The 14,487-nt window shown below is 36.3% G+C and carries 14 protein-coding genes; 5 read left to right on the plus strand and 9 right to left on the minus strand.

Going from position 1 to position 14,487, the window contains the following annotated elements:
* Positions 1-4: 4 nt before the first annotated feature.
* The 6 genes from NFRAN_RS01380 to NFRAN_RS14090 are packed head-to-tail and all read right to left on the minus strand — an operon-like array spanning position 5 to position 5,533.
* Positions 5-1,396 (minus strand): V-type ATP synthase subunit B, encoded by a 1,392-nt coding sequence (locus NFRAN_RS01380; protein ID WP_134482745.1) that lies wholly within the window; start codon positions 1,394-1,396, stop codon positions 5-7.
* Positions 1,397-3,163 carry a V-type ATP synthase subunit A gene (locus tag NFRAN_RS01385; protein ID WP_134482746.1) on the minus strand — a complete coding sequence of 589 codons (1,767 nt, stop codon included), beginning with the start codon at positions 3,161-3,163 and terminating at the stop codon, positions 1,397-1,399.
* A 20-nt stretch (positions 3,164-3,183) separates the two neighbouring features.
* Entirely contained in the window at positions 3,184-3,528 is a 345-nt protein-coding gene (locus tag NFRAN_RS01390; protein WP_134482747.1) for a V-type ATP synthase subunit F, read from the minus strand.
* A 9-nt stretch (positions 3,529-3,537) separates the two neighbouring features.
* Entirely contained in the window at positions 3,538-4,605 is a 1,068-nt protein-coding gene (locus NFRAN_RS01395) for a V-type ATPase subunit (RefSeq protein WP_172602028.1), read from the minus strand.
* 1 nt (position 4,606) lies between these two features.
* Entirely contained in the window at positions 4,607-5,173 is a 567-nt protein-coding gene (locus tag NFRAN_RS01400) for a V-type ATP synthase subunit E (RefSeq protein ID WP_134482749.1), read from the minus strand.
* Between the two features lie 12 nt (positions 5,174-5,185).
* The gene (locus tag NFRAN_RS14090) at positions 5,186-5,533 is read right to left on the minus strand and encodes a hypothetical protein (RefSeq protein WP_197731082.1); all 348 of its coding nucleotides are present in this window, start codon (positions 5,531-5,533) and stop codon (positions 5,186-5,188) included.
* Positions 5,534-5,922: 389 nt separating this feature from the next.
* On the opposite strand from NFRAN_RS14090, the gene NFRAN_RS01410 reads away from it, so the two are divergent.
* The 3 genes from NFRAN_RS01410 to NFRAN_RS01420 all read left to right on the plus strand — a co-directional run bounded on the left by NFRAN_RS01410 (position 5,923) and on the right by NFRAN_RS01420 (position 8,446).
* Positions 5,923-6,834: an SAM-dependent methyltransferase gene (locus NFRAN_RS01410; protein WP_134482750.1), complete on the plus strand. Its 912-nt coding sequence runs from the start codon at positions 5,923-5,925 to the stop codon at positions 6,832-6,834.
* 464 nt (positions 6,835-7,298) lie between these two features.
* A complete protein-coding gene (locus NFRAN_RS01415; protein ID WP_134482751.1) occupies positions 7,299-7,952 on the plus strand; it encodes a hypothetical protein in 654 nt (217 codons plus the stop codon).
* Between the two features lie 110 nt (positions 7,953-8,062).
* Complete coding sequence (locus NFRAN_RS01420) at positions 8,063-8,446, plus strand: DnaJ domain-containing protein (RefSeq protein WP_197731083.1); 384 nt, start codon at positions 8,063-8,065, stop codon at positions 8,444-8,446.
* A 201-nt stretch (positions 8,447-8,647) separates the two neighbouring features.
* On the opposite strand, the gene asnB is transcribed toward NFRAN_RS01420, so the two are convergent.
* Both asnB and NFRAN_RS01430 read right to left on the minus strand, forming a co-directional pair.
* On the minus strand, positions 8,648-10,348 hold the full coding sequence (gene asnB, locus NFRAN_RS01425; protein ID WP_134482752.1) for an asparagine synthase (glutamine-hydrolyzing): 1,701 nt from the start codon (positions 10,346-10,348) through the stop codon (positions 8,648-8,650).
* Between the two features lie 89 nt (positions 10,349-10,437).
* Positions 10,438-11,091 carry an HAD-IB family phosphatase gene (locus tag NFRAN_RS01430; protein WP_134482753.1) on the minus strand — a complete coding sequence of 218 codons (654 nt, stop codon included), beginning with the start codon at positions 11,089-11,091 and terminating at the stop codon, positions 10,438-10,440.
* Between the two features lie 95 nt (positions 11,092-11,186).
* Here NFRAN_RS01430 and mpgS point away from each other — a divergent pair, with 95 nt between their 5' ends.
* Both mpgS and NFRAN_RS01440 read left to right on the plus strand, forming a co-directional pair.
* Entirely contained in the window at positions 11,187-12,392 is a 1,206-nt protein-coding gene (gene mpgS, locus NFRAN_RS01435) for a mannosyl-3-phosphoglycerate synthase (protein WP_134482754.1), read from the plus strand.
* A 139-nt stretch (positions 12,393-12,531) separates the two neighbouring features.
* Entirely contained in the window at positions 12,532-13,146 is a 615-nt protein-coding gene (locus NFRAN_RS01440) for a hypothetical protein (RefSeq protein ID WP_134482755.1), read from the plus strand.
* Between the two features lie 321 nt (positions 13,147-13,467).
* Here NFRAN_RS01440 and NFRAN_RS01445 read toward each other — a convergent pair whose 3' ends face one another.
* Positions 13,468-14,307, minus strand: coding sequence for a cache domain-containing protein (locus tag NFRAN_RS01445; RefSeq protein ID WP_172602029.1), 840 nt, complete (start codon positions 14,305-14,307; stop codon positions 13,468-13,470).
* Positions 14,308-14,487: the final 180 nt, after the last annotated feature.

Here is a 14,487-nt window from a genome sequence, read left to right on the forward strand (position 1 = left end):
CCTGTTATTGCTCTACCTTGAGACTACTCTTCTTGTACTTTGATATGAACTCAGGCTTAATACGCTTCATTTCAGATTCAGGCAGCTCACTTATTAGCTCCCATCCAATATCTAACGTTTGCTCGATGGATCTATTTTCATCAACGCCTTGATTGACAAACTTTCTTTCAAAGTCGTTAGCGATTTTTAAGAACTTTCGGTCATTCTCACTCAATGCTTCTTCTCCTACGATTGCAGCAAGTGCTCTAGCATCTTTTCCTTGAGCATATGTTGCGTATAACTGATCTGCTAAATTTCTATGATCCTCTCGGGTTCTGCCACTTCCGATTCCCTGATTCATCAACCTGGAAAGAGAGGTCAAGACGTCTACAGGTGGTTGTATATTCAATCTGTGTAGCTCTCTACTCATAACTATCTGACCCTCTGTAATGTATCCCGTCAGATCTGGAATAGGATGGGTAATATCATCAGCAGGCATAGCAAGGATAGGAATCTGAGTAACCGAGCCATTCCTACCTTTAATTTTTCCTGCCCTCTCATAAATGGAAGCGAGGTCAGTATACATGTAACCAGGGTATCCTCGTCTGCCAGGAACTTCTTCACGCGCTGCAGATATTTCTCTCAAAGCTTCGCAATAGTTGGTCATATCTGTTAAGATAACCAATACATGCATTTCCCTCTCGTATGCCAAATATTCTGCGGTAGTCAATGCCAATCTGGGAGTCAAAATTCTCTCCATGGATGGATCAGAAGATAAATTCAAAAAGAGAACACTTCGTCCTAAGGCTCCACTTTCTTCAAATTGTTTTACAAAAAAGTTAGCTTCTTCGCTAGTAATTCCTATTGCAGCAAAAACTACAGAAAAGTTTTCAGAAGAACCTAAAACTTTAGCCTGGCGGGCAATTTGGGAGGCCAAGAGATTGTGGGGTAATCCAGCACCAGAGAAAATGGGAAGTTTTTGTCCTCTAACCAATGTATTCATACCGTCAATATTTGACATTCCTGTCTGAATAAATTCTGAGGGTTCCTCTCTAGAATATGGATTAATACCAGATCCAACTAAATCAAACTTTTTGCTTGATATGATCTTTGGTCCGCTATCTCTTGGATTTCCGAGTCCATCAAAGGTTCTCCCTAACATCTCATCTGATACAGAGATCATTGCAGTTTCTCCTGTAAAGCGTGTCGAAGTATTAGATGATCCTAACCCATATGTTTGACCGAAAACTTGAACAACAGCTAGACCTGCTCGGGTATCTAATACCTGACCTTGACGTCGCTCACCGTCTTGCATCTTAATTTCAACCATCTCACCGTAAGCTGCATCTTGAACTCCTTCAACAAAGATTAGTGGACCTGCAATTTTGCTTAGATTCTTGTATGCAATGTTTGACATTTAATGAGCGACCTCCGCAAGTAATTTTTCAAATTGTGTTTTCATATTAGATCTGATTTCTTCAACCTTTGATTCCACTTCTTCCTCTCGAGTCCACTTGATCATTGACAGATCCTTCCTAACACTCAATGAGCTAATCTTTTGAGAAGTTGCGCCTTTCTTAATCGCCTCTGACTCTAATTTTCCAAACTCTAGAATAGTAGACAACATAAGTAATTGTTTCCGGATTGAAGTATAAGTGTCAACTTCGTCGTACGCACTCTGCTGTAAATAATCTTCTCTTATAGAACGGGCAGTATCTAATATTCCTTTTTCAGGTTCCGGTAAAGCATCATATCCAATAAGCTGAACAATCTCTTGTAATTCTGATTCCCTTTGTAGAATTTCAAGAGCTTCACGACGTAATGCAGTCCAGTTAGCGGAAATGTTTGACTTATACCATTCATCCATATCATCTGCATAAAGAGAATAACTAGTCAACCAATTGATTGATGGAAAATGCCTCCTGGATGCCAAACTAGCGTCCAATCCCCAAAAGACTCTAGTCACTCTTAGAGTATTTTGAGAAACGGGTTCTGAAAAATCTCCTCCAGGTGGTGAAACTGCGCCAACCAAGGTTAAGGAACCTATACGGTCCTCAGGAGAAATTACAACGGCCTTGCCTCCCCTTTCATAAAACTCGGCCAAACGTCGACCCAAGTATGCTGGATATCCTTCCTCACCAGGCATTTCTTCCAATCTGCCAGATATTTCCCTTAATGCCTCGGCCCAACGCGATGTACTATCTGCCATTAATGCCACGTCATAACCCATATCTCTATAGTACTCCCCCATAGTAATGCCTGTATAAATGCTGGCTTCTCTCGCTGCTACTGGCATATTGGATGTATTTGCGACCAATACGGTTCTCTCCATCAATGGTCTCTTAGACTTTGGATCCTCTAACTCAGGAAAGGTTGTTAATATTTCAGTCATTTCATTCCCTCTTTCTCCGCAACCGATATACACAATTACATTGCTATCAGCCCATTTTGCTAACTGTTGTTGTGTAACGGTCTTACCACTACCGAACGGTCCAGGGATGGCTGCAGTACCTCCTTTTGCAACAGGAAAGAAGGTATCTAATACCCTCTGGCCAGTCAGGAGTGGAGATTCTGGTGGCAATTTCTTGCTAACCGGTCTTGGAGTTCTAACCATCCACCAGCTAGATAATCCTATTTGAGCTTTGCCACTATTGGTCTTAACCTCGGCAACATTTTCATTAACTGTAAATTTTCCATCAGATATAGAAGTCAAAACTCCATTTACATTAAATGGGACCATTATTTTATGACTAATTAAGGGTGTCTCCTGGACGGATCCGATAATTTCTCCTGGCCTTACTTCCTCATTCTTTTTTTTTAAAGGTACAAATTCCCATTTTGTATTCTGATCTAAGGCAGGAATTACAACACCTCTTCCAATAAAATCACCACTTTTTTCCCTGAGAACATCTAATGGGCGCTGAATTCCATCGTATATTGATTTTAGTAATCCGGGACCTAGTTGAATAGAAAGGGGTCTTTTCGTATTGGTGACCTTCTCACCGGGTTTAATCCCTGTTGTATCTTCATAAACTTGGATAGTCGCCTTATTGCCTTCCAACCTAATTACCTCTCCCAATAAACCCATTTCTCCTATACGAACTACATCATACATTTGGGCATCTTCAACACCAGTTGCTACAACAACTGAGCCAGAAATACGCGAAACAATTGAGTCCGACATGCTACTAATCTTACCCTTTCCTATCCCGTTTTAATACTTATCCCAAGGACTCGCTTAGCCAATGCTGCAAGGGATTCTTCCTGCATGTTTCCAGTTAATGAAGGCATGAAAATAACTAACGGATTGATAGAAGATTCAACCTTTGATTTTGTAACTGATGACAAGGATTCTAAAACAAATTGGCTAGCTATTATCAGGTTATAATTATGTGATAATAGCAAATCTTCCATCTTCCTTGAAGCTTCAGATTTATCAGTCACCAAAAAAGTATCTTCAATCCCCAAAAGTCTATATCCCAATACTAATTCTCTATCTCCAATTACAGCAATTTTACCTTTTGATTCATAATGTTTTTCTTCACCCATACAAACCCCTTAACCTTCAAGGATCAACATAGAATTAATCCTTTCTTCAGAAAACCCGTAGCGTTTACCATATGCAATTCTTTTAACATTATCCCACTCAGTTTCAGCCTTTAATATAAAGTAAAAAATACTACCTATTGACAATGCAATACTTTTTAGTTTTCTTACATATCTTAATTGAATAAGCTTATCAATCGCGACTTCAAAGTCAATCAAGCTGTTGGATTTCTTAAAATGCTCGAGCAAATCCCCTAACTTCAGAATTTCATCTATCCTAGTGGATAACTCTGAAATGTTACTATTTCCATATACTTCCAACATTTCATCCATAGAAATGTTCCCCCCAGGGATCAAGTGTTTCTTTACTAGTTCTCGGTCAAGGTTGGATTCCTTTGCTTTCATTAATGTTAGTAGGTTTTTTTTATCCATTTGCATTCGAACCAAATCTCTTATATTTCCCTCGTCACCTTCATAAAATTTCAGCATTTCAAGCAAGTTGGTATAATAAAATTCCATAAGATCTGCAATCATTGGGCTTAAATTACCCGTTTTTTGGTAGGTATCCAGATGTTGAATCAGTATAACTCCGTATTTGTACTTTACCAACTGATTTACAACACCTTCAAAAGTAGGTTGTGCCAATATTATTTTCATTTCATCATGTGAAATATTTCCAGCGGTTATTCCTGCAGGAAAATTTCGGCTAGAAACCAAAAATGGCTCTGTTTCCGTAATGGTACGGCCAATGGCTTTTGAAGATAAGATAAGTTCAATATTGTATATATCCCATTTTGACAAGTATGCTTGAATAGCCGATTTCCTGCTAAAGGGAGTGACCTGCAGAGCTATACGATTTGTCTCCACAATGTGACGATTCATTGCAACCTCTAATAATTCAGGGCCAGAATACATTGATGCCGCTCTCTCAATCTCTGGGCCATACCAGGTTGACTCCAATTTGCGAATCATAGCATCCAAGTCTTCTGATTTTACTAAACTATTCAGAAAATCTTTATTTAAAAAACTCATGGACAGGGCTTGTATTCGTCCATAAGATGCGGAATATTGGGAGGTCAAGTTACTTCATTACTTTTTCCATAAGTAAGCTCTTTATCTCGTCCTCGTGGTTCTGAATCAGTTCCTCAAATGTCATATCTATCTCTCGAAGTTCAGTCTTGTCAGAAGCTATTATACCCCCCATGGTATCTATATTACCACCGACGGTTACACCTAGTTTATTGAGTATCTCGACATCATCCTTTCGACATCTAACTACTAATTCACTCCCCAGTCGGTTTTTCGCGGAATCAACCATTTTTTCAAGAATTTTTTTATATTCTGCCTTTTTTACGAAGGTACTTAACTCATTTTTCAAAGCTTCAAATGTAAATTCCATGTTTTCGTTAATGGAATCAAAAATTATTTTTTTTGCTGCAAGTCTTGCAGATTCCCTTATGCGAGCAGATTCCCTCTGAGCTTTAGCAGTAGCCTCCCTTTGATACTTTGATTCAATTATCTTTACGGATTCTTCAATCGTCCTCTGGATCTGGGTTTTTTTTTCGACAAGCCTTTCATTCAGAGAGGCAATCTCTCTCTTCTTCCTATCTTCTATTTCTTGAACAAAAGGGTTCAGTACCTCGGTCATAGGAGTTTACTCCTACAAAATGCCTAATAGCAGAATTATACCGAGTACGAATCCAATAATCCACAGAGTTTCAGGAATTACAAAGAAGAATAGAACTTGGCCGAATTTTTCAGGTTTTTCGGCAATAATTCCCATACCTGCAGCACCAATACCTTGTTGTGCAATACCTGTTCCAATCAATCCTGCTGCAATGGCAATAGCTGCAGCGATTGCTAACAAGGATTTATTCAAACCTGCATCTGAAGCAGCAGCGTGCTCTTGTGCAAATACTTGCGGCGTTATGAAAGTGAAAACCAAGACAGTTGCTCCCAACACTATGGGTATCAAGAACAATTTAGAATAGCGAGATGATCTACTCATTTGAACTAAATGCGTTCGGTGGCATATTAATAGGTTTTTTTAAAACTCAATCATTTCCTTTAATATACAGACTTGATAGTCTGTATATCCAAGCGACTCTAAGATAGACACCATCAATCTACCGAGCATGCTTAATGTGGCTAATGGTCAAATACTTAATCACATGAAATGTGGTATTGTTGAGTGTTAGTACGATCAATAGAAATAATATTTCTTGTTTGGATATCGATCTAATTCAGATCTAATCAGGCCTATCAGGATGTTAATTTTTGCCAAGGTATCAACTAATAGGCTTGTCAATTAATTCATAATGCACCAGATCACCAGATGTACACAAAAAGGATAGAAGCATTTTTATTTAAAAATCTGTTATCTGAAATAGCCTCCACTTGTTTCGTAATATTTCATGGGTATCAGCAATTTCGATATTTAGAAGAGGCGACAGCGATATAATAAGGATTTATGATATCTTTTCAAATTTGATGAAAGTTACTACCGGAGCAAAGTTCTTGAATCTTGGTTTTTGGAACAAAGAACATGACACACCGTATCAGGCTCAGAAGAGGTTGACAGAATTACTTGGGGAATTTGGGTTATTTTCTTTTGCACATACAATTTTAGACGTAGGAAGTGGATACTCTCTCCCTGCTTATACGTGGCTATCGAAGTATCCGAATATTCAGGTTTATTGTATAAATTCAAGTTTTCACCAGCTTAAAGAAGCTAATTATGCCTGCCGCGAGGTAAAGAATAAATCTTATTACGGAATTGAACTCGTCTCAATCTCAAACCTGAACCAAAGGATTCATCATTTGAACGCCATTTCTAATTTATTGCCGTTAAGGAGTAATCATTTTGACAGAATTGTAGCTTTTGAATCAGCTCATCATTTTAGACCTCTCGAAATTTTTGTTAGCGATTGCAGTCGACTTCTCAAGCAGAATGGATTGTTGATACTAGCAATACCAGTAATTACAAGTGAAAGATCAAGAATCTGTCGATTTCTGGATCTTGGTATTCTCAATCTTACTTGGGCTTCTGAACATTATACAATTAGAAAAGTAAGATTTGCAATTGAGAACAACGGCTTCAAGATTATTGAAACCAAGTTTATAGGTCCAAAGGTCTATCAATCTTTGGCCAATTACTATTTCAACAATTTAGCAGAATTGAGAACGAAAATTGTGCAAGAATACCCTTCAGTTGTTGAATGGATTCTGAGAAAGTCGATCTTACGTATGAAGAAGGCTTCAGCGAGCGGCAAGATTGAGTATTTGTTGATAAAATCTACAAAAAAATAGACAAGAAGTGTTCATATTTAATTATCACTACTAGATTTGCTATTATATTCCTGTAACTACAACCCATTAACAATTTATATACTACTGGAATAGTTTGGAGGCAGTTTCAGATGCAGTGAGAACATCTAAAGATTAGTCAAGTATCTTGATGTTTCATAAGTATATTTGAATACCCAGGGATAGCCTGTGGTATAACAAACAAAATAAGGTATCGGCGGTGTTTCTTTTTTATCTGAAGATAATATTAGTCCTGGAATTTTGAAACCATAAAAGGTATAAGGTTAAGTTGTTTTTTGGAATTGTTATAGGACTATCCCTACAATAAATATTCAAACAAGGATATGATCAAAACATCTATAATCATTGTGGTATAGATTTCACAGTTAATAAAAAAGAAGTATTACACTAGGTGGTCGCATCACAATGCTTCATTATTTAAATAGCATTTGTATTTAGATCACTCGATGTCCATATCGAACGAGGCGACGACTAATACCAAGAGGGAAAATATCACAGCTTCAACCCCAAAACCAACCAATCAAACATTTGGAGAGGGAGCTCAAGAATCTATACTGGATATAAAAAAATCAAAATTCAATGAGTTAGTGAATTGGCTTAGAAGATGGGGTTTCCAAGTATCTGATAAGACAAAAGAAAATAAGATTGCAGGAATAGAGTATCAAGCTGAGATAAGACCCCAGGTTCCGTACTCATCAGGACTGTGTACACCGTTTTATCTTGAATTTCAAGATGACTTGGAAGATGGTTTAATCATAAGGACAATTTTTGAGCTTGATAAGAATATTGAAATCTTTTTAAAGAGCCAGAACCGTGCCAAGGATCTGGAATTAACTTACATCGAAATTGAACGCCTAGTGTTACCTCTCAGAGTTTCAATAATAAGAGACCATCCTTTCATTAAATTATACAAGATCATTTTTTTCTCTAACTTAGATAAGCAATTTTTCTACGAGTGTATCACTGATTTAATGAATTCAATGTCAATCATTATCGGAAAATGGGATGAAAAATATTATCAGACTAGACCTGCCGAAAAAAAAATGACGATAGAAAGAAAAATTAATGATCCTGAATTAGAGAAAATCTTTAGAAAGTAAGAAGGCCTTTGTCTTTGACTTTAACCCGTACTTTTTTTGTTTTTCGAATCAGCTTTTGTTAAATAACAAGGTTAATAAATATAGAATTCGTTACAACGCATCTGTCTAAAATGGTCAGTTTGGATCATTACCAAGTACTCGGCGTTCCCAATGACGCATCGACCCGAGAGATTACCTCCGCATATAGAAAGCTTGCACTAAAATACCATCCAGACAGAAACAAGAGCCCTCATGCTAATGAGATGATGTTAAGGATAAATACTGCTTACGGGATCTTGTCTGATCCACTTAAGAGAGAACAGTATGACTACTCTATTCGAGTTTTAAAAGTAGTCGGTAGAGAAGATTCTCCGAAAAGTACAAGAGAAAAGAAGGGCCTCATGCGGTTACTTTCATTCGTGGTAAAGACAGGGATTATTGTAGTATTATTTTTATATAAAGCATCAAAGGCGATTGTAAGATTAATAATAGATAGAATTGATAACCTAAAATAGCCACGATATAAGGATTTTGTACTACTCAAATAGGATATTGTTAGCTATAAAAAGAAATACATGAAGGAAAACGAAATACTGTATTAGATAAAGCAAGATTGACCTAGTAATATATTACTAAATTCCTGTGTCTAGGAACGCCTTATGAACATTTCATAAAAAACTACTGGGAGCTAGATATAATAAAAAGAGGGCATTTCATTACTTACCGATAGCAGGTAAAATATTAGATGCTATCTTTTCAAGATACATTTGAATATGTGGTTCGATATTCCAAATTTTTTCACTTTCAAATAAATGACCATACCGTTGAGAGCTGCCCAAAAGTTCTCTCTTATTCAATTTGTCGAGATAAGTATCCTTTACAGACTTTTCCGTAAAGCCGTTTTTTCGCGCAATCGAATCTAATAGGTTGTGTATTCCTGATCCATGTTGTGCTGCCTCCTTAACTCTGTATGCGATTTCTCTCGGTATACCCAATTTCACGGCCAACCTTCTGTGCACCCTTTTTCCCAAAGTGTCGATACCATCTGCATCTTCATTCTGAATATTTAGTCTTGGATCTATCCTTAAAGCCGTATCAATCAGGTTAGGATCTAGGAACGGCTCCCTTAACTCGATACTCTGAGACATTGTTATTTTGTCTTCCCTTTCGAGAGTTTCCTTGTATAAAAGTTGAACATCTTTAATCATATATTCTAAAATTTTTTCATACCCATATTTTTTCACTATTTTAGAATACCACGAGTAACCTCCAAATATTTCATCTGCCCCCTGTCCTGTCAACATTACTCGGATGCCTTGCTCTCTAGCTAACTTCACCGCAGCATAAATTGGGATAGCAACCTCAACCTGTCCCATATTATCATCTTCTATAACGTTAATAATGTCAGGAATCATATTTTCCACGTCATTTTGAGAAAGTTCATTAATTTCAAGTTTCAAGCCTAATTTTTCGGCTATTTCAATAGAATTCGTAATATCATTGGATCCTTTAATACCAGAAGTATAACAAATGACATCGGGAACCATTTGTTTTGCAAGAAATGCAACAATTACACTATCTATACCGCCAGAAAAAACTATACCGATTCTGCTAAAATCCCGTACCCTCTTTTCTACCGATGCGATTAAAGCATCATTATATGCATTGAGTGCGGAATCGATATCCTTGTAAGTTACGGGATACTTTGATCGGATAGATTTATTGGTATTAACTGTAATTGGGTGTAATGTAGTGGTAAAGGTGTGCTCTGCAGGTTTTTGTGTTATGAAAAGAGCATACCCCGGTAGCAAACGTTGGATTTTACCATCAAGGTGAATCTTCCACAATGACTTTTTCTCTGATCCAAATGCAAAAAATCGTTCATCTTCACCGTAATAAATTTGTCTGACCCCTATACCATCTCTGACTAGTATTATATTTCCAGTTGTTTGTTCTTTTATTGCCAGAATATATATTCCGTCCAATTGAAAGACTGTTCTCTTCACCGCTTCAAGTAGATGACCATTTGTCTTTTTATAATGATCCTCAAGCAAGTGGATAATAACCTCACTATCTGTAGATGTCTTAAACTCATGATGAGTCTCAAGACTCTTTCGCAATTCCCTATAGTTATAAATCTCTCCGTTATGTTCTAGTACAAGTTTTTTGTCACAGCTTAGGAAAGGCTGAGAACCGCAGGAACCACCAACTATTGCAAGTCGCGAGTGAGCCAATACATTAAATGCACTTGTTTGGGAAAAAAATAGCTTGTTAAACGTATTGGAATAAACTATTTCATCTTCTGTAGCCAATCCAACACCGTCAGGACCTCGGTTTCTCATACATGATAACATCTTTTCAATTAATGGTGCTACATTTTCTCCTTTTTTACTTAAAATTCCTACTATTCCACACATTTTAAAAATTTCCTAAACAATTACTATTATACAACAAGATATAATAACAATAACCTCATTACTCAAATTTAAGTATTACACTTTATATACTACATATAGTTCAAAATTTCATTAAGATCGGGATTAGAAATTATATTTCTGCTCTGTTTAATTATGTCCGGATCCTTGGGCATGAATGCAATACCTAATCCTGCCTGTTTTATCATGCAAATGTCGCCTCTAGTATCACCTATAGCAATAGTATCTTCGTTACTTACACCATATTTGTTTGAATAATGATTAAGATGATATCGCTTACAAATCGAAATTTTACATGAACAATTTATTTTTTCCCAACCCAAAGGCATTTTTACTTCGCCAGTCACGATTCCATCCTTTAAGATTAACTCATTTGCAGCAAAGAAATCAGTATCGAGTTTACTAGCAATAACATTGGCGGCTATTGTATAGCTATCAGTAATTATTCCAGTTACGTATCCATTCCTCTTAAACCAAGAAACTATCTTGTCGGCGTTATTCATAAATGGAATTGAATCGATAGCTTCAACAATTTCACTTGCTCTAACACCTTTCAACAGGGATGCTATCAATTCTGTTTTTCTGTACCCCTGAAGGGTTTTATCAGATTGAATGGCAATAACTTTGTCGAATATACCATATTTTTTTGAAATCACTTCAATTAGCCTACCGTTAATTAAAGTTCCATCCATATCAAAAACGACAAGTTTCGGTCTATTAGTCATAATTAGTCATAAATATATCTGGAACAAGCTACTATAATATGATTTTCTTATTTTTTGTAGAATAGATATTATTATGAGAGCAATTATATGATGATATGAAGCTTGATTTTCCCCCGAGATTTTCTGAGAGGATAGGGGCTATTAGTCTGCATGCTGTACAGAAAATTTATGAGCTAGATTCTGGTAAATCCCCAGAATTCCACGGGGGGCATAGAACCATAAGAGCCTTTGATCATGACGAGCTGGCAAGTATTTTCAAAGATTTGGCAATAGTGATACCTGTAAAAAATGAAAGGTTACGTCTGATAGAAGGGGTTCTCAGCGGGATTCCTAATGAGTGTATGGTAGTCATAGTTTCCAATAGTCAAATTTCTCCGGTAAATAGATTCTCCATGGAAGTAGAAATGATCAAGCAATATTCTCAGTTTGCGGATAAGAAAATTATTTTGATTCACCAGAGAGACCCAGATCTAGCCAAGATATTTCAGGAGGTAAATTACACATCAATCCTCGATCCAAAGAAACAAGTTCGAGATGGAAAAGCGGAAGGAATGATTATAGGAATTTTGATGGCAAAAATGCACAATAAAAAATATGTAGGATTTATCGATAGTGATAATTACTTCCCCGGTGCTGTAAACGAATATTGCAAAATTTACGCCGTAGGTTTTGGAATGGCATCTACCCCTTATAGCAATATAAGGATATCATGGCTGTACAAACCAAAGATCAGGAATAATATATTGAAATTCCCAAAATGGGGTAGAACTAGCGAGGTGACCAACAAATACCTAAATGCACTTCTATCTTATATCACAGGGTTTGAAACCGATATAATAAAAACAGGCAATTCGGGGGAACATGCTCTATCAATGTCCCTGGCTGGAAATTTGAATTACTCAAGTGGTTACTCCATTGAGCCTTATGAATTCATCAACATTTTGGAGAAATTTGGGGGCCTTTTGCCCGCGGATTCACCAGACATAGTTGAAAAGGGAGTTGAGATCTTTCAGATAGAAACAAGAAATCCACATTTTCATGAAGAAAAGGGAAAAGATCATCTAACAGAGATGTTACAGGCCTCACTTTTGGCAATCTGCAATAGTAAAGTGTGTAATGTGGAGTTAGCAAAGGAAATAAGAGAACATTTGTCTAGACTAGATGTCCTCTATCGGAAGGAAAAGGGAGGCAGCAAAATTGAAACAAAAAAGTATGTAATTATGGATCCGATAAAGACAATACCTATTGAAAAATTCGCTGAACTTGTCAAGAAAAATGCTAAAACTTTCAACAAAATTTGATACAGGTATCGCAAAATCAAATACTGAATTTCATTTCGTTAGAACCACAGTTTGAATTTTATAGGAAGGTCTTTGAAGTGAATGAGCTATTGCTAAATATTTAGCTATATTAACCAGCAAACCATTCTCTTATTGTCGATTGAGAAACCTACAATCCATAATTTTGCCGGGTATAATCATTGGAGTTGTTGGCGGAATCCTGTTATTCTTTGCTGCCTATAACTTCTACCCGCAGAAAAATGTTAACATAAACCTAAATGGCGATTGTTATGAGTTTTTGGACGAAGCTTTTGCTAAATATCAGTTGCTTGAAATTGAAAGAGAAAAAGAATTACTGAGATTGCAATTAGATGCGATTGGGAATATTCCCGCTCTAATACCCATAACTTTTAGTGGCTCTAGTGATGTAGTAGATCAAATCGTCGATGCAAACCAAATTAATGTCACAAATAGACAAACACTAGGCGACAACAATACTCAAATCGATAAGGTAATAATTAGAGGGATCGCCAATATTTCAGTTCTAGAACGAGTTTACGACAAATGGCAAAGAAATATTTCAGGAGCATCAACTGATATTGAAAATACAGAAATCGGCATATTGCCTAATCAATATATAACTTCAGAGGAGAGCATAAAAATTAGAGATAGCATTGATGATTTTATGTTAAAGGGAATCAAAGAAATAATCAACTCATCACAGGGAGTTAGGCCTGCAGAATGTAGGAGTACCATAGTTTATCAGGATTCCTAAATTGATCAACCATAGGGTTAGGGTAACAATTCTCATTGAAAACGGGAGGTTATTTTTGTTGATTATATACCGATATATTGGAAATGAGCCAGTCCCTATATCTTGTTTATAAAATCACTGATTTAATTTCTTTGGAAAACTTGTGAAGATGCATTTATCCAAGGATTATGCACACTTTTAGTTCAAGATCGTCTTTAATTTTTCAAAATTGAAAAATAATAAACAATTTAATGAATTAAATAGCTAGTCATACAGAATTTTTTTGTCAGATTTATTTTTGTTACTATTGATGATGGATGGTCTTTTACCAGTACCAGCCTGCTATTTATTTTCTGTCACTAAAATTGCTATTAAATGTCCGTTCTTGAACGCGATGGGCTTTGATAAAAGCAATGTATTATTTAATTCCGAAATTACTGTATGATTAGCATTAACTAATTGGGTTGTATTGTAACTGATGCCTTCAATGTAATGAAATTTTTTGAGGTTATCAGTAATGCCAGTGTCGCTAGAATTGAATAGTTGGGTACCATTTTTATCTATTACAAAAAAGTCGCCGATATTATTTGAGGTGACATTACTAACTAGGTCGTGGACCAGTTTCAGATTAACTATCCCTACCAAATAGCCAAAGGGTACTTCTCCGCTATTTAAAGTTGGAGATTCAACGTCGCTATTGGTTGAGACTGGCACCGCAATTGCAAAAGCCGGAGCATTTATCGATGCAGATAAGAAGATAGAGCTAACATAAGTTTCATTTAATGTGGTAACCCCAACATACCATTCTCTGTCAGCAAAGTTTAACCTCGGCAATTGCTCTTGGTGTCTATATGGTTCACCCAAGTATATGTCACCATTAGGAAGTACAAAATAAATGCTAGCTATATCAGGATTTATTTTTAAGATATAATCTAATACCTGCCTCTTATCAGTCTCTAAATTACTTGCAATCCCGTGATATGCATCAGTGATATTGGACAAGTAAGATATGGTTGAAAAGGTCTTGTCCTTGCTTGTGAATTCCAAAATATCTATAATCCCTCTAATTCGATCTTCAACTAATTCTGCAAAAAGATCTAAAGTGAAGGCATAACTAGAATGTGTATCATTCAAGGCAGTATTGTTTTCAAAACTGTTGGCAAACAATCTCTGCAGATTCAAATTCGTACTCAAAATTATTAAAAGAAATAGACCGCACAGTACGAAAAAACAAATACTTGATTTGTTCAACAAGTGTTTCATTATTTTCGCTTATATAAACGGTAAGATTCCAGAGAAATAGCACATTTCCGTCAAAGATATATTATTGTATCATGTCCTAGGCACATTGTCACAATTATT

The sequence above is a fragment of the Candidatus Nitrosocosmicus franklandus genome (assembly GCF_900696045.1).
Classification (GTDB): domain Archaea; phylum Thermoproteota; class Nitrososphaeria; order Nitrososphaerales; family Nitrososphaeraceae; genus Nitrosocosmicus; species Nitrosocosmicus franklandus_A.

Excerpts from the sequence above, each read along its gene's own strand:
- NFRAN_RS01380 (WP_134482745.1), bottom strand. The coding sequence starts at position 1,396 with ATGTCAAACATTGCATACAAGAATCTAAGCAAAATTGCAGGTCCACTA.
- NFRAN_RS01385 (WP_134482746.1), bottom strand. The coding sequence starts at position 3,163 with ATGTCGGACTCAATTGTTTCGCGTATTTCTGGCTCAGTTGTTGTAGCA.
- NFRAN_RS01390 (WP_134482747.1), bottom strand. The coding sequence starts at position 3,528 with ATGGGTGAAGAAAAACATTATGAATCAAAAGGTAAAATTGCTGTAATT.
- NFRAN_RS01400 (WP_134482749.1), bottom strand. The coding sequence starts at position 5,173 with ATGACCGAGGTACTGAACCCTTTTGTTCAAGAAATAGAAGATAGGAAG.
- NFRAN_RS14090 (WP_197731082.1), bottom strand. The coding sequence starts at position 5,533 with ATGAGTAGATCATCTCGCTATTCTAAATTGTTCTTGATACCCATAGTG.
- NFRAN_RS01415 (WP_134482751.1), top strand. The coding sequence starts at position 7,299 with ATGTCCATATCGAACGAGGCGACGACTAATACCAAGAGGGAAAATATC.
- NFRAN_RS01420 (WP_197731083.1), top strand. The coding sequence starts at position 8,063 with ATGGTCAGTTTGGATCATTACCAAGTACTCGGCGTTCCCAATGACGCA.
- asnB (WP_134482752.1), bottom strand. The coding sequence starts at position 10,348 with ATGTGTGGAATAGTAGGAATTTTAAGTAAAAAAGGAGAAAATGTAGCA.
- NFRAN_RS01430 (WP_134482753.1), bottom strand. The coding sequence starts at position 11,091 with ATGACTAATAGACCGAAACTTGTCGTTTTTGATATGGATGGAACTTTA.
- mpgS (WP_134482754.1), top strand. The coding sequence starts at position 11,187 with ATGAAGCTTGATTTTCCCCCGAGATTTTCTGAGAGGATAGGGGCTATT.